20 protein-coding genes are annotated in these 20,449 nt (G+C 61.5%); 6 read left to right on the top strand and 14 right to left on the bottom strand.

Annotated features, from left to right (window positions below):
• Positions 1–5: 5 nt before the first annotated feature.
• The 3 genes from zapE to KI241_RS04685 form a co-directional block, all read right to left on the bottom strand.
• Positions 6–1,100, bottom strand: coding sequence for a cell division protein ZapE (gene zapE, locus KI241_RS04695; protein WP_042728267.1), 1,095 nt, complete (start codon positions 1,098–1,100; stop codon positions 6–8).
• Positions 1,101–1,201: 101 nt separating this feature from the next.
• Positions 1,202–2,557, bottom strand: a complete 1,356-nt coding sequence (locus KI241_RS04690) for a tryptophan--tRNA ligase (protein WP_047738236.1) — start codon at positions 2,555–2,557, stop codon at positions 1,202–1,204.
• A gap of 24 nt (positions 2,558–2,581) precedes the next feature.
• Complete coding sequence (locus KI241_RS04685) at positions 2,582–3,211, bottom strand: alpha/beta fold hydrolase (RefSeq protein ID WP_042728265.1); 630 nt, start codon at positions 3,209–3,211, stop codon at positions 2,582–2,584.
• Positions 3,212–3,358: 147 nt separating this feature from the next.
• On the opposite strand from KI241_RS04685, the gene KI241_RS04680 reads away from it, so the two are divergent.
• The gene (locus KI241_RS04680; protein ID WP_042728264.1) at positions 3,359–3,796 is read left to right on the top strand and encodes a DUF1043 family protein; all 438 of its coding nucleotides are present in this window, start codon (positions 3,359–3,361) and stop codon (positions 3,794–3,796) included.
• 228 nt (positions 3,797–4,024) lie between these two features.
• Here KI241_RS04680 and KI241_RS04675 read toward each other — a convergent pair whose 3' ends face one another.
• The gene (locus KI241_RS04675) at positions 4,025–4,759 is read right to left on the bottom strand and encodes an OmpA family lipoprotein (protein ID WP_018604257.1); all 735 of its coding nucleotides are present in this window, start codon (positions 4,757–4,759) and stop codon (positions 4,025–4,027) included.
• A 240-nt stretch (positions 4,760–4,999) separates the two neighbouring features.
• A complete protein-coding gene (locus KI241_RS04670) occupies positions 5,000–6,175 on the bottom strand; it encodes an aspartate aminotransferase family protein (protein WP_042728263.1) in 1,176 nt (391 codons plus the stop codon).
• A gap of 98 nt (positions 6,176–6,273) precedes the next feature.
• Here KI241_RS04670 and KI241_RS04665 point away from each other — a divergent pair, with 98 nt between their 5' ends.
• The 4 genes from KI241_RS04665 to KI241_RS04650 all read left to right on the top strand — a co-directional run bounded on the left by KI241_RS04665 (position 6,274) and on the right by KI241_RS04650 (position 9,972).
• A complete protein-coding gene (locus KI241_RS04665; RefSeq protein ID WP_212803427.1) occupies positions 6,274–7,191 on the top strand; it encodes a LysR family transcriptional regulator in 918 nt (305 codons plus the stop codon).
• 114 nt (positions 7,192–7,305) lie between these two features.
• Positions 7,306–8,319, top strand: a complete 1,014-nt coding sequence (locus tag KI241_RS04660) for a sensor domain-containing diguanylate cyclase (RefSeq protein WP_212803859.1) — start codon at positions 7,306–7,308, stop codon at positions 8,317–8,319.
• Positions 8,320–8,385: 66 nt separating this feature from the next.
• Positions 8,386–9,129 carry a DUF72 domain-containing protein gene (locus tag KI241_RS04655; protein WP_042728261.1) on the top strand — a complete coding sequence of 248 codons (744 nt, stop codon included), beginning with the start codon at positions 8,386–8,388 and terminating at the stop codon, positions 9,127–9,129.
• 138 nt (positions 9,130–9,267) lie between these two features.
• Positions 9,268–9,972, top strand: coding sequence for a hypothetical protein (locus tag KI241_RS04650; RefSeq protein ID WP_042728260.1), 705 nt, complete (start codon positions 9,268–9,270; stop codon positions 9,970–9,972).
• A gap of 210 nt (positions 9,973–10,182) precedes the next feature.
• Here KI241_RS04650 and KI241_RS04645 read toward each other — a convergent pair whose 3' ends face one another.
• The 9 genes from KI241_RS04645 to hmpA all read right to left on the bottom strand — a co-directional run bounded on the left by KI241_RS04645 (position 10,183) and on the right by hmpA (position 18,587).
• A complete protein-coding gene (locus KI241_RS04645) occupies positions 10,183–10,497 on the bottom strand; it encodes a helix-turn-helix domain-containing protein (RefSeq protein ID WP_042728259.1) in 315 nt (104 codons plus the stop codon).
• Positions 10,494–10,838 carry a hypothetical protein gene (locus KI241_RS04640; protein WP_042728258.1) on the bottom strand — a complete coding sequence of 115 codons (345 nt, stop codon included), beginning with the start codon at positions 10,836–10,838 and terminating at the stop codon, positions 10,494–10,496. Before KI241_RS04640 ends, KI241_RS04645 begins: the two co-directional genes overlap by 4 nt.
• A gap of 137 nt (positions 10,839–10,975) precedes the next feature.
• Positions 10,976–11,863 (bottom strand): heme o synthase, encoded by an 888-nt coding sequence (cyoE, locus tag KI241_RS04635; protein ID WP_025211928.1) that lies wholly within the window; start codon positions 11,861–11,863, stop codon positions 10,976–10,978.
• A gap of 11 nt (positions 11,864–11,874) precedes the next feature.
• A complete protein-coding gene (gene cyoD / locus KI241_RS04630; protein ID WP_025211927.1) occupies positions 11,875–12,210 on the bottom strand; it encodes a cytochrome o ubiquinol oxidase subunit IV in 336 nt (111 codons plus the stop codon).
• Entirely contained in the window at positions 12,211–12,837 is a 627-nt protein-coding gene (locus KI241_RS04625) for a cytochrome o ubiquinol oxidase subunit III (protein ID WP_042728257.1), read from the bottom strand.
• 3 nt (positions 12,838–12,840) lie between these two features.
• Complete coding sequence (gene cyoB, locus KI241_RS04620; protein WP_042728256.1) at positions 12,841–14,871, bottom strand: cytochrome o ubiquinol oxidase subunit I; 2,031 nt, start codon at positions 14,869–14,871, stop codon at positions 12,841–12,843.
• A 3-nt stretch (positions 14,872–14,874) separates the two neighbouring features.
• Positions 14,875–15,822 (bottom strand): ubiquinol oxidase subunit II, encoded by a 948-nt coding sequence (gene cyoA, locus KI241_RS04615; protein WP_042728255.1) that lies wholly within the window; start codon positions 15,820–15,822, stop codon positions 14,875–14,877.
• A 777-nt stretch (positions 15,823–16,599) separates the two neighbouring features.
• The gene (locus tag KI241_RS04610) at positions 16,600–17,109 is read right to left on the bottom strand and encodes a disulfide bond formation protein B (RefSeq protein WP_042728254.1); all 510 of its coding nucleotides are present in this window, start codon (positions 17,107–17,109) and stop codon (positions 16,600–16,602) included.
• Positions 17,110–17,405: 296 nt separating this feature from the next.
• On the bottom strand, positions 17,406–18,587 hold the full coding sequence (gene hmpA / locus KI241_RS04605) for an NO-inducible flavohemoprotein (RefSeq protein WP_042728253.1): 1,182 nt from the start codon (positions 18,585–18,587) through the stop codon (positions 17,406–17,408).
• A gap of 144 nt (positions 18,588–18,731) precedes the next feature.
• Here hmpA and norR point away from each other — a divergent pair, with 144 nt between their 5' ends.
• Positions 18,732–20,288 carry a nitric oxide reductase transcriptional regulator NorR gene (norR, locus tag KI241_RS04600; protein ID WP_212803426.1) on the top strand — a complete coding sequence of 519 codons (1,557 nt, stop codon included), beginning with the start codon at positions 18,732–18,734 and terminating at the stop codon, positions 20,286–20,288.
• Positions 20,289–20,449 lie beyond the last annotated feature (161 nt).

The following is a 20,449-nucleotide window of genomic DNA, read 5'->3' as shown; positions in this document are numbered from 1 at the left end:
ACGCCCTACGGCTTGTGCGCCCGCGACAGGAATTCGTGGGATTGCATTTCCAGCAGGCGACTGAGGGTGCGCTGGAATTCGAAGGTCAGGCGACCGCCGGTGTAGAGGTCCTTGAGTTCGACTTCCGCCGAGATGATCAGCTTCACGTTACGGTCGTAGAACTCGTCGACCATGTTGATGAAGCGACGGGCGATGTCGTCGGTGGTGACGCTCATCTGTTCAACACCACTGAGCAGCACGGCGTGGAAGATCTTGCCCAGTTCGATGTAGTCGTTCTGGCTGCGCGGGCCGTCGCACAGTTCGCGGAAGTCGAACCAGGCGACGTCGTCGCAGGTGCGGATGGCGCGAATCTCACGGTTCTCGATGATCAGCACGTCATTTTCGATGGCCTGGGTGCATTCCGGCGTCAGGGCGCGGAAGCTCTTGCGCAGGCTTTCTTCGGCGGCGGCATCCAGCGGGAAGTGGAACAGCTCGGCTTGCTCAAGGTGACGCAGGCGGTAGTCGACGCCGCTGTCGACGTTGACGATCTCGGTGTGTTCCTTGATCAGCGCAATGGCCGGCAGGAAGCGTGCGCGTTGCAGGCCGTCCTTGTACAGGCCGTCCGGGACGATGTTCGAGGTGGCGACCAGGGTCACGCCGTTCTTGAACAGCTCTTCCATCAGGGTGCCGAGGATCATCGCGTCGGTGATGTCGGACACGAAGAACTCATCGAAGCAGATCACCCGGGTTTCCTGGGCAAAGCGCTTGGCGATGATGGTCAGCGGGTTCTTCTCGCCACCCAGGGTCTTCATTTCCTCGTGCACGCGCTTCATGAAACGGTGAAAGTGCGTGCGAGTCTTTTCCTTGAAGGGCAGCGCTTCGAAGAAGGTGTCCACCAGATAGGTCTTGCCACGGCCCACGCCGCCCCAGAAATACAGGCCCTTGACCGGTGCCTGGTCTTTTTTGCCGAACAGTTTGCCCAACAAGCCTGGCTTGTTGTTCGACGCGGCGATCAGGTCATCGTACAGGCGCTGCAAATGGCGCACCGCCGTTTCCTGGGCTGCGTCGTGGAAGAACTCCGGGCGTTTCAGATCAGCTTGGTATCGTTCTAGGGGCGTCATATTCGTTAGCAAGGCAACAAAAACGGGCCGTCACTGTAGCGATGGCCCAAGGGAATGGCAATCGGCCCTTATTCGGGCCGATGGTCGGGTGGTCCGCTGGATCAGTCTTGAGCAGGCGTCAGGGCGACGCGCAATGCATCGATGGCGGCATCCCGGGCGGTGCTGTCGGAAAACTCCGGGCTGTGCGCCACACAGTCGTCGTCCAGCCACACACTGAAGCCCAGCTCGGTGTTGCGCACCTCCAGCGGCTGGCCGGCCTGCAACTGCTTGGTGACCTGGCCGGCCGCCTTGCCATCGGCAAAATGACGGGACAGCAACAGTTGTTCACCGTCGGCCGCCAGCAGGCGGAAACGGAAGCTGCCGTCGTCTTCGCGGAAACTGACGAAGCGTGCCGCCTTGGCAGCCTTTTTCTTCGTGCCGGCTGCCACCTGGACCTGGCTGACGAACGAACGCAGGCCAACGGCCTCACGCAGCTCATTGAGGAACGGCGTCGCCACGGCGCGGGCTTTCTTCGCGCCCAGTTGCAGGATGTCCTCGAGGTCCGACGGACGCTCGATGAGTTGGTGATAACGCTCGCGGGCCTCGCCCAGCTCGCTGTCGAGCAACTGGAACAGGCGATTCTTCGCCTCGCCCCAACCCAGGCCCTGCAGCAGTTCACTGCGGAACCCAGCCGCCTGGTCGGGCGTGGCGAAGGCCTGGAACAGGGTGAACAGGTGCGCGTTGTCCGGGTCCTTGGCTTCGCCCGGTGCGCGGGAGTCGGTGACGATCCGCGAGATCGCATCCTTCATGTCCTTGGCGCTGCTGAACAACGGAATGGTGTTGTCATAGCTCTTGGACATCTTGCGCCCGTCGAGCCCCGGCAGCGTGGCGACGCTTTCTTCGATCAGCGCCTCGGGCATGGTGAAGAACTCCTTGCCCTGGCCGAACAGGTGATTGAAGCGCTGGCCGATGTCGCGGGCCATTTCCACGTGCTGGATCTGGTCGCGACCGACCGGCACCTTGTGGGCGTTGAACATCAGGATGTCGGCGGCCATCAACACCGGGTAGCTGTAAAGGCCCATGGTGATGCCGGCATCCGGGTCTTCGCCGGTCTCGACGTTCTTGTCCACCGAGGCCTTGTAGGCGTGCGCACGGTTGAGCAGGCCCTTGGCGGCGACGCAGGTCAACAGCCAGGTCAGCTCGGGGATCTCGGGAATGTCGGACTGGCGATAGAACGTCACGCGGTCCACATCCAGGCCACCGGCCAGCCAGGTCGCGGCGATTTCCAGGCGCGAGCGCTGGATGCGCAGCGGGTCATCGCACTTGATCAGGGCGTGGTAGTCGGCCAGGAAGTAGAACGAGTCGGCATTGCTGTCGCGGCTGGCGACGATCGCCGGACGGATGGCGCCGGCGTAGTTGCCCAGGTGCGGGGTGCCGGTGGTAGTGATGCCGGTCAGGATACGGGTACGAGTCGTCATGGGTTATCGCTTGTCAGACTGCTGTCAATTCGAGAGGCGCGGCAGGATCAGATCCTTGAGATCGGTCAGCTTGCCATGAAAAAAGTGTCCGCATTCTGCCACTTTCAGCAGCTCATGGGGGCGTTGGAGCGCGTCGGACCATTCGTAGACGAGTTGGGGGTCGACGACTTCGTCGGTTTCCGGCTGGATCACGGTCAGTTCGCCGCCCACAGGCAAGGGCGATTGCGCGTCCAAACGCATCACCGCCGGGGCCACCATGAACAAGTGCTTGAGCGGTTGCCCGAGGGCTTCCAGGCGCCCGCCAAGGCTGGCCGCCACGAATCCGCCGAACGAGAAACCGAAGAGCGTCAGTGGCAGTTGCGGGTATTTTTCCCGCAGCCACGCCGCCGCGGCCTGGGCGTCGTCCACCTCACCGGTGCCCATGTCATGGCTGCCAGCGCTGGCACCGACGCCACGATAATTGAAACGCAAAGTCACCAGGCCGGCATCCCGGGCAGTGCGCTGCAGGGTCGAAACCACTTTGTTGAGCATGGTCCCGCCCTGCACCGGGTTCGGGTGACAGATCAGCGCCAGGCCACGCGGGGTCTCGCTGTCCAGGTACAGGGCTTCCAGTTGGCCCACCGGGCCGTCGATGAATACAGGGGTTTCGCGCATAAGCAAGGAAAGAACTCCGTGACCTCGAATAGGGTCAACTCGTCTAGCTAAAAGTCTGTGCCTGGCATGATTGCGATGTTCGTCGCGGTATACAGCGCAGGTCCGAGCCGTTAACGTAAAGCAAAGCCGTTTATAGAGGAAGGACTCGTGGAACACTCGCTCTTAGTTTGGTTGTTGCCGACTCTTGCCCTGGTCGCGGGTGTCGCCATTGGATTCCTGCTTGCCCGACTGCTGCCCAACGCGGTGCCCAACAGCACCCAACGTCAGCTGGACGACATTCAGGAACGTTTCGACAGTTATCAGAATGAAGTGGTCACCCACTTCAACAGCACCGCTTCGCTGGTGAAAAAACTCACCCAGAGCTACCAGGACGTACAGGATCATCTGTCCGAAGGCGCCAACCGCCTGGCCCTGGACGAACAGACTCGCCAACGCTTGCTCGCGGCCCTGCACGCCGACGCAGGCCAGGCGCCACGGGAACGCCTGACCCCGCCAAGAGAGGTCCAGGAACCGCCCCGGGACTACGCGCCCAAAGCCCCCAATTCGCCGGGCATGCTCGATGAGCATTACGGCTTGAAGAAGTAACGCCGGCCACCAATAAAAAGCCCGCCCGATCACTTGATCGGGCGGGCTTTTTTAGCCCAAGAAAATTCCTGTGGGAGCGAGCTTGCTCGCGATGACGGCGGCACATCCCACATCACCGGTTCAGGCAGACCGCTATCGCGAGCAAGCTCGCTCCCACAGGGGGTGGCGCCAGCCACAAAAAACGGGGGCCATGTCTGCATGGCCCCCGTTTCATTTACCGCACAGCCGTTATGGGTACTGCTGGTAAGTCTGCCCCTGCTGCTGTGGCGCCTGGTACTGCTGGCCGGGGATGGCCTTGAGGTTGACTTCGACGCGGCGGTTCTGGGCGCGACCATTGACGTCGGCGTTGCTGGCCACGGGGTTGTCCGGGCCGGCGCCACGGGCGCTCAGGTTGGCGCCGCTCACGCCCTGGGACGTCAGGTAGGTCGCCACGCTTTGTGCACGACGCTGGGACAGGTCCATGTTGTGCTGGCGACTGCCGGTGCTGTCGGTGTAACCGACGATCTCGATCTGGTTCTGGTTGAACTCCTTGAGGGAATTCGCCAGGTTGTTCAGCGGCTGGTAGAAGCTGGACGCGATGTTCGCCGAGTCGGTGGCGAAGGTGATGTTGCCTGGCATGATCAACTTGATCTGGTCACCCTGGCGCTGCACTTCAACGCCGGTATTGGCCATGCTCGCGCGCAGTTTCTTTTCCTGCTGGTCGGCGTAGTAGCCGTAGCCGGCCGCGGACGCCCCGACCACCGCCGCACCGATCAACGCGCCTTTGCCACGGTTATCGTGGCCGATGGCCGCGCCGGCCAATGCCCCGGCCAGGGCGCCGAGGCCGCCGTACTTGGCGGTCTTGCTCATGCCGGAAGATTCCGTGGAGGCCTGGCCCTGGTTGTCATAAGGGTTAGGCGATGCGCAACCGGACAACAAGGCCACAGCGGTTGCGACGACGATCAAGCGACGCGAGGTGAACATGGAATGCTCCTGGTTTGAGTCTGGAGTGCCAGGGCGTAGGCAACCGACTCTGGCTGGCGTTTGAACGCGCCAATCGGCAAAAATTCCGTCCCGCTGCGTTTCGCCTGGCTGCGCTGCCTTGTGCAAGGGCCGCGGCTCAGGGCTTGGTCACCCGGTGCCGATGGCCGTCGTGCGGCCCGATGTGCAAAGCCGATGGGTGGGGGCCCTGATCAGCGCCCCCCCCCTGGTCTATTGGCGAGCTCAGCCCTCGACGAGGCTGCGGGCCACGCCCCTGACGATCATCTCCACTTCCCGCCCGTCCAGGGTCAGTGGCGGCAGCACGCGGATGATCTTGCCGCGGGTGACGTTGATCAGCAGACCGTGATCCCGGGCCGCGCGCAGGGCCAGGTCGCGCACCGGTTGCTTGAGTTCGATGCCGATCATCAGGCCCTGGCCACGGATCGCCAGCACATTCGGGTTGTCCGCCAACTCGGCCCGCAGCCGGCTGAGCAATTGCTCACCCTGACGCCGGGCGTTATCCACCAGCCCTTGCTCCTCGATAATCGCCAGTACCGTGCAACCGGCCCGACAAGCCAAGGGGTTACCGCCAAAGGTGCTGCCGTGGCTGCCGGGCGTGAACAGCTCGGCGGCCTTGCCCCGGGCCAGGCATGCGCCGATGGGCACACCGTTGCCCAGACCCTTGGCGAGGGTCATGACGTCCGGCACGATGCCCTCGTGCTGGAACGCGAACCACTGGCCCGTGCGACCGATGCCCGTCTGGATCTCGTCGAGCATCAGCAGCCAGGCCCGGCGGCTGCACAGTTGACGCAAGGCCTTGAGGTAACCGGGCGGCGCGAGTTGCACTCCGCTTTCGCCCTGGATCGGCTCGACCAGTACCGCGACGATGCGATCGGCATGAGCCCGCTGGACGTCCTCCAGCGCGGCGAGGTCGCCAAACGGCACCTTGATGAAATCCCCCGGCAGGCGGTTGAAACCCAGGCGCACCGACGGGCCATCGCTGGCAGACATCGTGCCCAGGGTACGACCGTGGAACGCGTTGTCCATGACCACCACCAGCGGCTGCTCCACGCCCCTGTGCCAACCATAGAGCCGCGCCAGTTTCAGCGCGGTCTCGTTGGCCTCGGCCCCCGAATTGTTGAAGAACACCCGCGTAAGCCCGGACAGTTCGGTGAGCTTGTGCGCCAGGCGTTGCTGCCAGTCGATGCTGTACAGGTTGGACGTGTGCAGCAACAGGCCGGCCTGTTCACTGATCGCCGCCACCAACCTGGGGTGGGAATGGCCAACGTTGGTCACCGCCACGCCCGCCACCGCATCAAGGTATTCGCGACCGTCCTGGTCCCACAGGCGCGTGCCCAAGCCGCGAGTGAAGCTCAGCGCCAGGGGTTGGTAAGTGGACATCAGGCAGGCTGCGGTCATGACATCAAGCTCCATCGGGTGGTTTTTTCCAGTATGGTTAGCCACCCTTGCTGGATAAACGCCGCTTTACTTCAATCATTTAAAAGCCGAGCTTGATAATGGACCTGTTCCAGGCAATGACCGTCTACGTGAAAGTGGTGGAAACCGGCAGCCTGACCGCTGCGGCCCAGGCGTGCGAAATGTCCACCACCATGGTGGGCAATCATCTTCGCGCGCTGGAACAGCGCCTGGGTGTGCGCCTGATCAACCGGACGACCCGACGCCAGCGCCTGACCGAATTCGGCTCGACCTACTATCAGCGCTGCCTGGAAGTGCTGGGGCTGGTGGCCGACTCCGAACGCCTGGCCGAACAGACGCAAGGCGAACCCACCGGCACCCTGCGCATCACCGCACCGCTGACCTTCGGCACCGAACGCCTGGCCCCGGCACTGGCGGATTTCAACCAGCGCTTTCCCCAGGTCAAGCTCGACGTGGTGCTGACCAACCAGCGCCTGGACCTGCTCGACCACGGGTTCGATGCCGCCATCCGCTTGGGTCATCCCGATCCGAAGATGATCGCCCGGCCGTTGATGGACTACACCCTCACCGTCTGTGCGTCCAAGGCTTACCTGGCTCGACGAGGCACACCAAGGCAACCCGCCGACCTGCAACAGCATGACTGCCTGTCGTTCGCCTACTCGGCGGGAGACGAGTGGCGCTTCGCCCAGGACCACTGGCCGATCAACGGGCCAGAGGGCGAAATCAAGGTGCCGGTGAACGGCCCCATGCTGATCAACAGCTCTTCCGGCCTGCACCGTGCCGCGCTGGCCGGCATGGGCGTGGTGATGCTGCCCGACGCGTTGGTGGCCCAGGACCTGAAGGAAGGACATCTGGTGGCGCTGCTGCAGGATTACCAATTGCCCCATCGGCCCATGAGCCTGATGTACGCGCAGGATCGCTACCGTTTGCCGAAGCTGCGCAGTTTTGTCGAGTTCGCCCTGCAGCGTTGGGGTAAACCTCGAACAGCGGCCGAATGAGCGCATGACGAGGCTCGCCCGGACGCCGTGCGGCGCTAGTGGCGCACCGCCCCATCGGCTACTCTGCAACCGCGAACGAGCATTTTGATATCAAGGTTGATTGAGGGACGCATGATGGGAAATGCCTCGAACATGGATGCGTTGCGGTTCGACTTGTCGGACCTGGACGAAGGCGTGCTGCACACCATCCTGGAGCTGGTCAGCGACGGCATCTGGGACTGGAACGCCAATACCGGTTTCGTCTACCGCAACCCCGGCTGGTACACGATGCTGGGTTACCCGCCGCATTCCCTCAACAACACCGTGCTGACCTGGGAAAACGTGATCCATCCCGAGGACTACCCGCGGGTGATGGCGTTGTTCGACGATTACCTGGAGCAGCGCTCCACCGGCTACCAGGCCGAGTACCGCTGCCGCATGCGCGACGGCGGCTGGCTCTGGATCGAAGACCGCGGCTACATCATCGCCCGCAACCCCGACGGCACGGTGGCGCGCATGCTCGGCGCCCACCGCAGCATCGACGACAAGAAGCGCCTGTTCGAACAACTGGAGCGGCGCAATTCGTCATTGGAAGCGGCCATCGAAGAACGCACCCGCGAGCTGTCCCGGGTCAACCAGCAGTTGCAGGTCCAGCTCGATGAAAACCGCAGGCTGGCCGAAACCGACGCGTTGACGCGGGTTGCCAATCGCTATCGCCTGGAGCAGGCCCTGCCGCTGGCGTGCGAGCGCGCCCAGCGCTTTCGCGAGCCGTTGTGCCTGATCGCCATGGATGTCGATGACTTCAAGGACATCAACGATCGCTACGGCCACGCGTTCGGCGACGCGGCCCTGGTGCAAGTGGTGCAGAGTGTCCAGCGCAGCGAGCGTGACGGCGACTTGCTGGCGCGCTGGGGCGGCGATGAATTCATTCTGATCTTGCCCAACACCACCCTGGCTGACGCCCGGCTGGTGGCCGAAACCATTCGCCGTGGCCTGTCCGACCTGCTGCCGGTGGGCGACTTCCAGATCACCATGAGCTTCGGCGTGGTGCAGCGCCTCGACGATGAACAGCAGGCGGCGCTGCTGGACCGGGCGGACCAGGCGCTGTATCGCTCCAAGATGGCGGGCAAAAACGTGATCTGCGAGTAAAAAGAATGCAGCTTCGAGGCTCGTGAAACGGTCACAAGGGAATCCCCTGTCACCCGGTTTTCGACCTTGCCGACTCAATCCACTTCACCGTCTCGCGTTTACCTGGGCTGCGCCGGCTGGTCGCTGCCCCGGGAGCAGTGGCCTGCGTTTCCCGTCGAAGGGACTCATCTGCAGCGCTACAGTGCTCGATTCACGGCCGTCGAGATCAACAGCTCGTTCTACCGCGCGCATCGCCCCGCCACCTACGCCAAGTGGGCTGACAGCGTTGCCCCCGGTTTCCGGTTCTCGGTCAAGGTACCCAGGCAGATCACCCATGAACGGCGCCTGATCGATTGCGAAGGATGGGTGGACGAGTTCCTGGGGCAGTGTTCGCAGTTGGGCGAAAAACTCGGGTGCCTGTTGGTTCAATTGCCGCCATCGCTGGCTTTCGATGACGCCGTCGCCCGGGCGTTCTTCACGGCCCTGCGTGACCGATACCAAGGCCCGACCGTGCTGGAGCCGCGACACCCGAGCTGGCTTGCGCCGCAGGCCATGGCGCTGTTGCAGGCCGAGCGCATCGGCCGTGTCGCAGCCGACCCATCGCCCTTGCCCGACGGCGACCAGCCCGCCGGCTGGCCGGGCATTCGTTACTACCGCCTGCACGGTTCGCCACGGATCTACTACTCGCCCTACGAAGACGCCTGGCTGGCGCACCTGGCCGAACAATTGAAGGCCGATCCGCACACGCCGACCTGGTGCATCTTCGACAACACCGCCAGCGGCGCCGCGACAGCCGACGCCTTGCGGCTGATGAAGCTGTTGCGCGACTGAACACCGAGCCCGCCAACAAATGCGCACCGGCCAACGGTCCGACCGTGACAACGTTGCCCGCGTCCAATAGATTAGTCGGCCGGAAAAAGCTCAACGCCTTTCTCGCCTCATCCCGCTAACAGAAGTAGTGAAATTTCAATGTCCGATTCCAACACCGCTGAATCCGTAGTCACCCTCTCGTCCAAAGCGGAATACGAAAACTCCATCAATCTTTCACAGCATCTGCCCCAGGCCAAGAGCATCAGCGAGATGGTCCTGGATGCCTTCCAGTCGAACCGCGAAAGCGATCAGATCCGCGAACTGCGCACCGCCATCCGCCAGGCCCACGATGCGTTCGACGATGACAAGGCCTACGAACTGATGGGCCAGCTCAAGCAACTCAAGGACGCCGAAGCCGCCGACTTCGCGGCACTGGAAGACTTGAGCAGCCGCTTCCCCATCAGCCGCATACTTTCCAGCTACAAGGATGACCCGGCATTTCAGGAACTGGTCTATGGCCTGGCCTTGAAGGTCCTGAACCAGACCCACCAGGCCATCAGCAACCCGAGCGGCGGCAAAGGCAAGGCCTCGCGTGCCAAGAAGGACGCCGAAGTCTTTGTCATCAGCAAGGACGGCATCAGCGTCACCCTGCCCTTGCGCACCCCGCGCTCCAAGCCGAACGTCGACCGCGAAGCCTTCGAGTTCCTGGGCTTCAACTTTGTCGGCGAAGGCGATGACGCCGAGTTGGAAAGCGAAACCTTCCTGGACAATGACGGCACCGAACAACCGGTCACCCGCAAAAGCATCGTCACCGCCCTGCAACAGCAAAAGGCATTCGACGGCTACAGCATCGCCCAGCAATAACCTGTCACCCGAAGCCATTTTTTGTGGGAGCGGGCTTGCTCGCGAAGACGTCGTGTCAGCCAACATCACCGTCAACTGCGCCACCGCATTCGCGAGCAAGCCCGCTCCCACAAGGGTTCAACGGCGTTCACTGCCCCAGACACCGTCGCAAAAAAGCCCCGCGCTTCTCTCGAAGGCGGGGCTTTTTCATGGCAGCGATGCAGGCGTTCCTCAAACAGCTGCGAGCCGCTCGACCATGTCTGGAAACTTCTCGACCAACCTGATCAACAGAGCCGCCTGGGCATTGGGCCTGGACTTTTCCTGCTCCCAGTTCCTGAGCGTGCCAGGACTGGTCCTGATGCTCTTGGCGAAAACGGCTTGGGACATGTGGAGCTTGTCACGCAACGCCACAATTTCCTGGGCCGATACCTCGGGCGCTGGTTTATCTTCGATCGATACCTGGCGAAGGGTCAGCTTGCCCTCCCGGTGAGCGGCCATTTCCTCGATGCCCTGCATCATCTCGGCAAACAGATCACGTTTTTTCATAAGGTACCTCGCACTTTCAACTCAGCCTCAATGGCGCGCTTGAGCGACTTCTCTTGCTCGCGGGTCAGGTTTTCCAACTCGTCCTTGTCATAAATCGCGAACATCCAGAACTGAAGATCATTCATGAGCCAATAGTAAATGACTCGCAAACCACCTCGCTTCCCCTTGCCACGACGCTCATCGAACCAGCGCAGCTTACGAAAGCCGCCGGTACGTGGCATGACGTCACCGGCCGTTGGGTGCTGCAGCAGATAGGACTGGAGCAAACGATATTCATCGTCAGTCAGGTAATGTCCCACCGTGGCGGTGAACGCAGTCGTTTCAAAAAATAAGGTATGCATGGCAGAAACTATAAGCAAATTGCCCACAGTTCAACACGCCATAATCTATTGCGACGAATGACAGTCAATCCAGGCCTGTCTACACAAAAAACCCGCGCTTCTCTCGAAGGCGGGGCTTTTTGTACAGCGTCTGAAGCTTAGGGTGCGTACGTCAGCAGCAGCTCACTGGGCACCTTGAAGTCCAGGGACATCATGACGCTCAGGGCGGTGATGGTGAAGATCGAGAACACGAACAGCTTGCGTGCCCAGACCGTGTCATCCACGGCCTTGTAGCCGGTCCAGGCCATGTACAGCCAGTACATGCCCATGGCGGCGGCGACGGCGAGGTAGCTCATGCCGGCGTAGCCGCTGAATGTCAGCATCAAGGTCGCCACGAGGAAGGCCAGGATATAGAGCAGGATGTGCTTCTTGGCCACCCGGATACCGCGCTTGACCGGCAACACCGGAATCGAAGCCGCCAGGTAGTCGTTGAAGCGGAAGATCGCGATGGCATAGGAATGCGGCATCTGCCACAGGCTGAACATCACCAGCAGCGTCAGCGCGGCCATGTCGAAGCTGTTGCTCACCGCGACGTAGCCGATCACCGGCGGCATCGCCCCCGACAGGCTGCCCACCAGCGTGCCGTGGACCGACTTGCGCTTGAGGTACAGGCTATAGAGGCCGACGTAGATCACAAAGCCGATCACCGCGAACAACGCCGCCAACGGGTTGGCCACCCGATACAGCAGCGCCACCCCGGCCACGCCCAGCACCGTGGCGAACGCCAGGGCCAGTTGCACCGGGATCAGGCCCTGGACCAGGGCTCGGTTCTTGGTGCGCTCCATCTTGATGTCGATGTCGCGGTCGATGCAGTTGTTGAACACGCAACCCGACGCGACCACCAAGGAAGTGCCGATCATCGCCGCCAGGAAGATGGCCAGATCGACATGCCCTTTCGAGGCCAGGAAAAACCCGCCTGCCACAGAAAGCACGTTACCGAAAATGATCCCCGGCTTGGTGATTTGGATAAAGTGCTTTAAGGACATCCGGACTTTCCTCAGTGCGCCATCATGTTGGTGTGGATGCTGAACATGATCCACAACGACAGACCGACCAGCAGGACAATCACGATCGCGGCAAAGACAAACGCGACCACGTTGTTGCGTTGGGCGGCGGAGCGGTCCAGGTGCAGGAAATACACCAGGTGCACCAGTACCTGGACCACGGCGAAGATCAGGATGATCCACAGGGTCAGGCTCTTGGGCAGCGTCGGGTACATCACCAGGCCGAATGGAATGACGGTCAGGATCACCGACAGGATGAAACCGATGGCGTAGGACTTGACGCTGCCGTGGCCGGCGTCGTGGCCATCGTGGGAATGTGCGTTAGCCATTTACAGGGTCCCCATCAGATAAACAACGGTGAATACGCAGATCCACACCACGTCCAGGAAGTGCCAGAACAGGCTCAGGCAGCTCAGGCGCGTCTTGTTGGTAGCGGTCAGGCCGTTTTTCTGGACCTGGTACATCATGATCGCCATCCAGATCAGGCCGCTGGTCACGTGCAGGCCGTGGGTGCCGACCAGGGTGAAGAAGCCCGACAGGAAGCCGCTGCGGTTCGGACCGTAGCCTTCGGAGATCAGCATGTGGAACTCGTTGATCTCCATGCCGATGAAGCCGGCACCGAACAGGAAGGTCATGGCCAGCCAGCCCAGGACCTGGTTCTTCTTGCCCTTGAACAACGCCAGCATGGCGAAGCCGTAGGTGATCGAGCTGAACAGCAGCAAGGCGGTTTCGCCCAGTACGTACGGCAGCTCGAAGATGTCGTGGCCCGACGGGCCACCGGCGACGTTGTTTACCAGCACCGCGTACGCCGCGAAGATCGACGCAAACAGAATGCAGTCGGTCATCAGGTAGAGCCAGAAACCGAATACGGTCATCTCGCCCGAGTCGTGGTGATGGTCATCGTGCCCATGGTCATGACCATGGGCGTGTCCAACATTGGTCACTAAGTTCGACATGGTTTAAGCCTGTTCCAACGAGGTTTCAACACGGGTGGCGGAGGCTGGGATCTTCCCGGCCGCGACCAGACGTTTGTGCTGCTCGGCTTCGGTGCGCTCGATGACATCCACCGGCACCATGTAGCCCTGATCGTCACGGGCAGCATGAATCACGAAATACGCCACGGTGCCGACCAGGCTTGCGATGGCCAGCCACCAGATGTGCCAGATCATCGCGAAACCGAACACCGTCAACAGGCCGCCCATGACCACACCGGTGGCGGTGTTGTTTGGCATGTGGATCGGCTCGTACTTGGCCGGAACCTGGTACGCGGTACCGTTTTCCTTGGCTTCGGTGAACGGGTCGATGACGTCTGCCTTTGGCAGCACGGCGAAGTTGTAGAACGGCGGTGGCGACGAGGTCGACCATTCCAGGGTATGGGCATTCCACGGGTCGCCGTGTTCGCACATGTTCTCTGGCTTGTTGCGGTCGCGCACGCTGACATACAGCTGGATCAGCTGGCAGGCGATACCCACAGCGATCATCACCGCACCGAACATGGCGACGTACAGGTACGGCACCCACTCAGGGTTGGTGGTGGTGTTCAGGCGACGGGTCATGCCCATGAAGCCCAGTACATAGAGCGGCATGAACGCGACGAAGAAGCCGGTGATCCAGAACCAGAACGCTGCCTTGCCCCAGCCTTCGTGCAGCTTGAAGCCGAACGCTTTCGGGAAGTAGAAGGCGAAGCCGGCGATATAGCCGAACACCGCACCGCCGATGATCACGTTGTGGAAGTGCGCGATCACGAACAGGCTGTTGTGCAGCACGAAGTCAGCACCCGGGATGGCCAGCAATACGCCGGTCATGCCGCCAATGGCGAAGGTCACCATGAAGCCCAGGGTCCACATCACGTGGCTGGTGAAGCGCAGACGGCCCTGATAGATCGTGAACAGCCAGTTGAACAGCTTCACCCCGGTCGGGATCGAAATCAGCATCGTCGCCAGGCCGAAGAAGGCGTTGACGCTCGCACCCGAACCCATGGTGAAGAAGTGGTGCAGCCAGACCATGAAGCCCAGCACCGAGATCGCGCCGCTGGCGTAGATCATCGAGTGGTGGCCGAACAGTTTCTTGCCGGAGAACGTCGAGATGACTTCGGAGAAAATCCCGAACGCCGGCAGGATCAGGATGTACACCTCGGGGTGACCCCAGGCCCAGAACAGGTTCACGTACATCATCGGATTCCCACCCAGTTCATTGGTGAAAATGTGGAAATCCATGTAGCGGTCAAGCGTCAGCAGAGCCAGGGTAGCGGTCAGGATCGGGAACGAAGCGACGATCAGCACGTTGGCCCAGGTGCAGGTCCAGGTGAAGATCGGCATGTCCATCAACTTCATGCCAGGGGTACGCATTTTCAGCACGGTGGCGAGGAAGTTGACCCCCGTCAGCGTCGTACCCAACCCGGATAGCTGTAGCGCCCAGATGTAGTAATCCATCCCCACGCCCGGACTGTATTGCAAGCCCGACAGCGGCGGATAGGCCACCCAACCGGTCTTGGCGAATTCGCCAACGCCCAGGGACAGGTTGATCAGCACCACGCCGGAAACCAGCAGCCAGAAGCTCAGGGAGTTCAGGAACGGGAAGGCAACGTCACGCGCGCCGATCTGCAGCGGCACTGCAAGGTTCATCAGGCCGGTGAAGAAAGGCATCGCCATGAAGATGATCATGATCACACCGTGGGCGGTGAAGATCTGGTCATAGTGTTCAGGCGGCAGGTAGCCAGGCGAACCCTCGGTGGCCATGGCCAACTGGGTACGCATCATGATGGCGTCGGCAAAACCACGCAGCAGCATGACCATGGCGACGATGATGTACATCACGCCGATTTTCTTGTGGTCGACCGAGGTCAGCCACTCGGTCCACAGGTAGGTCCACTTCTTGAAGTAAGTGATACCCGCAAACAGCGCCAGGCCACCGAGCGCGATGATGGCGAGGGTCACCATGACAATCGGCTCGTGGAACGGGATCGCTTCCCAACTTAATTTACCAAACATCGTTTACTCCTCTGCCCCGGCAGCTGAATGCGAACTCATGTCCATCCCTTCCATGTTGTGAGCCACTTCCTTCTCTTTCTTCTCGTGGTGCATCGGCTTGCCCGGGTTCATCCCTTCATACTTGTCGATGATGGTCTGGAACAGGTTCGGCGTGACCGAGGAGTAGAGTTCGACTGGGTTGTTCTGGCTCGGCTTGGAAAGGGCTTCGTATTCAGCCTTTTCAAGCTGTTTAGGTGCCTTTTTCACTTCGTTGACCCAGGCGTCGAAATCTTCCTGGGTCGTGGCGATTGCCTTGAACTTCATGCCGGTGAAACCTGCACCGCTGTAGTTGGCGGAGATACCGTCGAGTTCAGCGTTCTGGTTGGCAATCAGGTGCAGCTTGGTCTGCATGCCCGCCATCGCGTAGATCTGGCCGCCCAGGCCCGGGATGAAGAACGAGTTCATCACGGTGTCGGAGGTGACCTTGAAGTTGATCGGCGTGTGGGCCGGGAACACGATCTTGTTGACGGTGGCGATGCCTTGTTCCGGGTAGATGAACAGCCACTTCCAGTCCATCGAGACGACTTCGATGGTGACCGGCTTGACGTCCGAATCCAGCGGACGGTAAGGGTCCAGGGCGTGGGTCGACTTGTAGGTGACATAACCCAGGGCAATGATGATCAGGACTGGAATCGTCCACACCGCGACTTCGATCTTGGTCGAGTGCGACCACTTCGGCGTGTACACGGCCTTGGTGTTGGACGCGCGGTATTTCCAGGCGAACAGGAAGGTCATGACGATAACCGGCACGACCACCAGCAGCATCAGCAGCGTGGCGGTGATGATCAGGTTGCGCTCATCCAGGCCGACCTGGCCCTTGGGATCGAGCAAGGTCATGTTGCAGCCTCCCAGCAGCAACGTGCCGAGCAACGGCAACAAGCCTAGTAATCGGGGGTACCTGTTTTTACTCATCTCACGACCTCTAAAGCAGCTTGCGCAATGCAGTTGGGTTTTGATCGCCAACACTTCACCCTGCCAAGGGTTGGCATTTTTCTTGGATTGAATAAGGGCTGCCCGTCGAACGTCAGACGCTGTTCGACACATCCTGGGCCAGCAGTGAGTTCTTATTCGTTGGTCAAAAGGCCTAGTTCAAGCCCAATTCCATTTGGTGCGGGTATTGGAGGCTCCGACACCTGGGGTCGCATGGGGCGCTGGCGCCCTTCGACCACCCTCGTGCTCAAAGCCTGAGCCGGGTCGGAAAATCGGTGCGGGCGATTGTAGTGAGCTGAGGCGCTGTAGACCATGTTTCATCCCGAAATAATTTTTCTCCGATCCGGCAATAATCCTTCACCGAAATTGCAACAGGCCAGCATGTTATCGAAATTGATTCTCAACAAGACCCCCAAAAAAGGTAAGGCTACTACGCCCGATTTAGACAGCCTGGCGTATTCACGGTGAAGATTTTTTCGCGCAAAGCGCCTGTTTTACGGGGGTTGGGCCGCACGTCGCTTCGCTGTTAAAAATGCCTGCTGGCCGGGAAGAGGGTTTTAGGAAATCCGCCGAACTTTTGTTACAGGAGTGGGTGTTTATTCACCCCTGCAAAGGCGGTAGGACTCCAAATATGTGACAACATGTCGCACATTGTCGCAGGCCATTCTTGCCTCGGATCAAGGACGACCCGCCACAAGGCTGAAACGAAAAACGCCCCGGCTCTGCTGGAGAGAAACCGGGGCGTTCAGGAAGGGGGATTCAGCGCAATTGCTTGCGGTTGCGCGACACCAGCAACGGCACCAGCACCACCGTCAGGACGAAGGCCACCAGGGCCCATTGCGCCAGGGACAGGCCGAGGATCGGCGGGTAGGGGGTGGAGCAGAAGCCATCGACCTGGAACCCCAGCGGGAAGATCTTCGCCAGTGGCAGACCATCGACAATCGGCTGTAACACGTCAACGCCGCAGCTGACGGCCGGGAAGAACTGGGTGTACACGTGATGCCCCGCCACCCCCGCGCCGGCCAGGGCACTGAGCACCACCAGCCCCTCGAAAATCGTCACGCTGCGACGGGTGCGCATGGCCGCACCAATAAAGGCGAAGATTGCGATCAGCAATAGCGCATAGCGCTGCAGGATGCACAGCGGGCACGGCGCCTCGCCGAGGGCCACCTGCATGTACAGCGCGCCGCCGATCAACGCCAGGCAGATCAGCCCCAGCAACACCAGATAGCGCCGCTCACGACCTAACCGCGTCATTTCCTCATTCATTGCGTTTCCCTTTGTCTACATGGATCAACGCGCGGCCTTGCAACACTCGGCGCGCCATCGGATGGCCGAAGTCTACACGCTGACCATGACAGTGAACGAGCGGCCGCCGGCAACTTTGCAGGCAATAGACAGGAAAAGCGTTAAGGGCGGATTAATTTGCGTGGGTGCAAAAGCTTTGGGAATGGGGTTGGGCATGCTGGCCCCTTCGCGAGCAAGCTCGCTCCCACTGGTTTTTTCGGGGTGTTCACGGGCTGTGTTCACGCCAAAACGTTGTGGGAGCGGGCCTGCCAGGCTGTTTACTCCAGCGCCGCCGCCGGCCCGAAGAATTCGTAGCGGCTCTGCCCATCCGGCACGCCCAGGGCCTTGAGGTGGCGCTTGACGGCGCCCATGAAGCCCTTCGGCCCGAGGAAGTAAGCGTCCAGGTCACGCTGTTCCGGCAGCCAGTGCGCCAGTTGCGCCTCGCTCAACAACCCGACCTTGTCGGCCGGCGGGCTCACGCCGTCGTCTTCGTCGTAGCAGTAGAAACGCTTGAGTTGCGGGTGCCGTTTGGCCAGGTCATCGATCCAGTCACGGAACGCATGGGCCCGGCCGTTGCGGGCGCAGTGGATGAAATGCACCGGGCGCTCGGTTTGCAAGGCCGCTTGCAACATCGCCAGGGTCGGGGTGATGCCAACGCCGCCACTGATCAGCACCAGCGGCTTGTCGCTGGCCGTCAGGTAGAAATCCCCGGACGGCGGGAACAGCTGGATGCTGTCGCCGATCTGGACATGATGATGCAGGTGGTTGGACACCCGCCCGCCTGGCTCGCGCTTGACGCTGATCCGGTACTGGCCGTTGTCCGCCAGGGCCGACAGCGAATAGTTGCGACGCACTTCCTCGCCGTCCAGGATCAGCTTCATACCGATGTACTGGCCGGGCTCGGCGAGCAGGATCGGCCCCTTGTCCGCTGGCTCGAAGTAGAACGACGTGATCTCCGAGCTCTCCTGCACCTTGGCCGTCAGCACGAACGTCCGCTCGCCACGCCAGCCACCCGGCGCCGCGGCTTTCTGCTCATACAGGCCAGACTCGGCACCGATCAGGATATCGGCCAATTGGTTGTAGGCCGCCGCCCATGCGGAAATCACTTCGGGGGTGGCGATCTCTTCGCCCAGCACCTCGGCAATCGCCCGCAGCAGGCAGGAACCGACAATCGGATAATGCTCCGGCAGGATCTGCAAGGCGACGTGCTTGTTGACGATCTTCGCCACCAGGTCTCCCAACTGGTCGAGCTGGTCGATGTGGCGGGCATACATCAACACGCCATTGGCCAATGCCCGGGGCTGATCGCCACTGGCCTGGTGCGCCTGGTTGAACAGCGGGCGTACCTGAGGGTATTCGGACAGCATCATGCGGTAGAAATGGGTGATCAGTGCCTCGCCGCCGCTTTCCAGCAATGGAACGGTGGCACGAATAATGGCGCGTTGTTCTTGACTGAGCATTAAGGTGACTCCTGATGTGTACGGATACCCTCTCTTATCAGTTTCCATGCCAATATTTTTATCGTTATTTATCAATTAGTTATAAATAAAATAGTCATAAAGACACAGACCGCTTTATAGTCTTTGTGACTACATGGAGTCATTATGACCGCAACCTCCCTACTCACCTCCCTGCTGCCGCTGGTGGCAGACCTGTCTCGCGAATTGCCTGAAGGCGAACGCTATCGCCGCCTGCTCGGCGCCTTGCGCGCGTTGCTGCCCTGCGATGCGGCCGCCTTGTTGCGCCTTGACGGAGACTGCCTGGTGCCCCTGGCGGTGGATGGGTTGAGCGCCGACACACTGGGTCGGCGCTTCCGGGTCAGCGAACACCCGCGCTTCGAGGCCCTGCTGGCCAACCCGGAGCCTACCCGCTTCGCCGCCGACAGCGCCCTGCCCGACCCCTACGACGGCTTGGTCGAAGGCCTGGACGAACACCTTGAAGTCCATGACTGCATGGGCTGCCCGCTGTTCGTCGATGAGCGCCCCTGGGGCCTGTTGACCCTAGACGCGCTGGACCCGGGGCGCTTCGAACCGATCGATCTCGGTGCCCTGCAAGCCTTCGCCAGCCTCGCCGCCGCGACGGTCAGCGCTGCCGAACGCATTGAGCGCCTGGCCTTGAAGGCCGAAGACGAACACCGTCGCGCCGAGGTCTACCGCCAGGCCAGCGGCCAACAGCACCGCGACATGGTCGGCCAGAGCAAGGCCCACAAGCGCCTGGTGGAAGAAATCAACCTGGTGGGCGGCAGCGACCTGACCGTGCTGATTACAGGCGAAACCGGGGTCGGCAAGGAACTGGTGGCCCAGGCCATCCATGGCGCCTCGAAACGCGCCGAACAGCCGCTGATCAGCCTCAACTGCGCCGCGCTGCCGGACACGCTCGTGGAAAGCGAGCTCTTCGGCCATGTACGAGGGGCCTTCACCGGCGCCACCAGTGACCGGCGCGGCAAATTCGAACTGGCCGACGGCGGGACGTTGTTCCTCGACGAAGTGGGCGAGCTGTCGCTGACCGTCCAGGCCAAGCTGTTGCGCGTGCTGCAAAGCGGCCAGTTGCAACGGCTGGGCTCGGACAAGGAGCACCGGGTCGATGTACGGCTGATCGCGGCCACCAATCGCGACCTCGCCGAAGAAGTGCGCAACGGCCGTTACCGGGCCGACTTCTATCATCGCTTGAGTGTGTATCCGCTGCAGGTTCCGGCGCTTCGCGATCGCGGCCGGGACGTGCTGTTGCTCAGCGGCTTCTTCCTGGAGCAGAACCGTTCGCGCATGGGCCTGGGCAGCTTGCGCCTGAGCAGCGATGCCCAGGCGGCTCTGTTGGCCTACGACTGGCCGGGCAATGTGCGCGAGTTGGAGCACCTGATCGGCCGCAGCGCCCTGAAGGCCCTGGGCCGTTGCCCGGTGCGACCGAAAATCCTCAGCCTCGGCGCCCAGGACCTGGACCTGCCGCAAGTCGCTGTGGATAACGCCGCGCCCTCGGCCGTCAATCCGCAGCCCAACATGACCGGGTTCACCGGGGATCTGCGCGAAGCCGTCGATCAGTTCCAACGCAGCCTCATCGGCACGGCCCTGGAACGCCACCAGCACAATTGGGCCAGCGCCGCCCGTGAGCTGGGCCTGGACCGGGCGAACCTGGGGCGGATGGCGCGGCGGTTAGGGCTTAAATAGCTTTTGTAACGAGGGAGCTTGCCCCCGCTCAGGTTGCACAGCGCCCCTCTCTTTATGGGCGCTGCGCACCCAAGCGGGAGCAAGCTCCCTCGCCACACAAAGCCATCTGCCCAGGGCGTCTGCTCAAGACGATCCCGCTGTCGACAGGTTTCCCCCTAAAG

Source organism: Pseudomonas sp. Cab53 (assembly GCF_018325965.1).
Lineage (GTDB): Bacteria > Pseudomonadota > Gammaproteobacteria > Pseudomonadales > Pseudomonadaceae > Aquipseudomonas > Aquipseudomonas chlororaphis_E.
This window is presented reverse-complemented; position numbering and strand designations above follow the sequence as displayed.

Bases quoted from the DNA above. Each gene is read 5' to 3' on its own strand.
- KI241_RS04665 (WP_212803427.1), top strand. From the start codon at position 6,274: ATGGACCTGTTCCAGGCAATGACCGTCTACGTGAAAGTGGTGGAAACC.
- KI241_RS04650 (WP_042728260.1), top strand. From the start codon at position 9,268: ATGTCCGATTCCAACACCGCTGAATCCGTAGTCACCCTCTCGTCCAAA.
- cyoA (WP_042728255.1), bottom strand. From the start codon at position 15,822: ATGAGTAAAAACAGGTACCCCCGATTACTAGGCTTGTTGCCGTTGCTC.
- KI241_RS04610 (WP_042728254.1), bottom strand. From the start codon at position 17,109: ATGAATGAGGAAATGACGCGGTTAGGTCGTGAGCGGCGCTATCTGGTG.
- KI241_RS04640 (WP_042728258.1), bottom strand. From the start codon at position 10,838: ATGCATACCTTATTTTTTGAAACGACTGCGTTCACCGCCACGGTGGGA.
- cyoD (WP_025211927.1), bottom strand. From the start codon at position 12,210: ATGGCTAACGCACATTCCCACGATGGCCACGACGCCGGCCACGGCAGC.
- hmpA (WP_042728253.1), bottom strand. From the start codon at position 18,587: ATGCTCAGTCAAGAACAACGCGCCATTATTCGTGCCACCGTTCCATTG.
- KI241_RS04690 (WP_047738236.1), bottom strand. From the start codon at position 2,557: ATGACGACTCGTACCCGTATCCTGACCGGCATCACTACCACCGGCACC.
- KI241_RS04625 (WP_042728257.1), bottom strand. From the start codon at position 12,837: ATGTCGAACTTAGTGACCAATGTTGGACACGCCCATGGTCATGACCAT.
- cyoE (WP_025211928.1), bottom strand. From the start codon at position 11,863: ATGTCCTTAAAGCACTTTATCCAAATCACCAAGCCGGGGATCATTTTC.
- KI241_RS04685 (WP_042728265.1), bottom strand. From the start codon at position 3,211: ATGCGCGAAACCCCTGTATTCATCGACGGCCCGGTGGGCCAACTGGAA.
- norR (WP_212803426.1), top strand. From the start codon at position 18,732: ATGACCGCAACCTCCCTACTCACCTCCCTGCTGCCGCTGGTGGCAGAC.
- KI241_RS04670 (WP_042728263.1), bottom strand. From the start codon at position 6,175: ATGACCGCAGCCTGCCTGATGTCCACTTACCAACCCCTGGCGCTGAGC.
- cyoB (WP_042728256.1), bottom strand. From the start codon at position 14,871: ATGTTTGGTAAATTAAGTTGGGAAGCGATCCCGTTCCACGAGCCGATT.
- KI241_RS04675 (WP_018604257.1), bottom strand. From the start codon at position 4,759: ATGTTCACCTCGCGTCGCTTGATCGTCGTCGCAACCGCTGTGGCCTTG.
- KI241_RS04645 (WP_042728259.1), bottom strand. From the start codon at position 10,497: ATGAAAAAACGTGATCTGTTTGCCGAGATGATGCAGGGCATCGAGGAA.
- zapE (WP_042728267.1), bottom strand. From the start codon at position 1,100: ATGACGCCCCTAGAACGATACCAAGCTGATCTGAAACGCCCGGAGTTC.
- KI241_RS04660 (WP_212803859.1), top strand. From the start codon at position 7,306: ATGGGAAATGCCTCGAACATGGATGCGTTGCGGTTCGACTTGTCGGAC.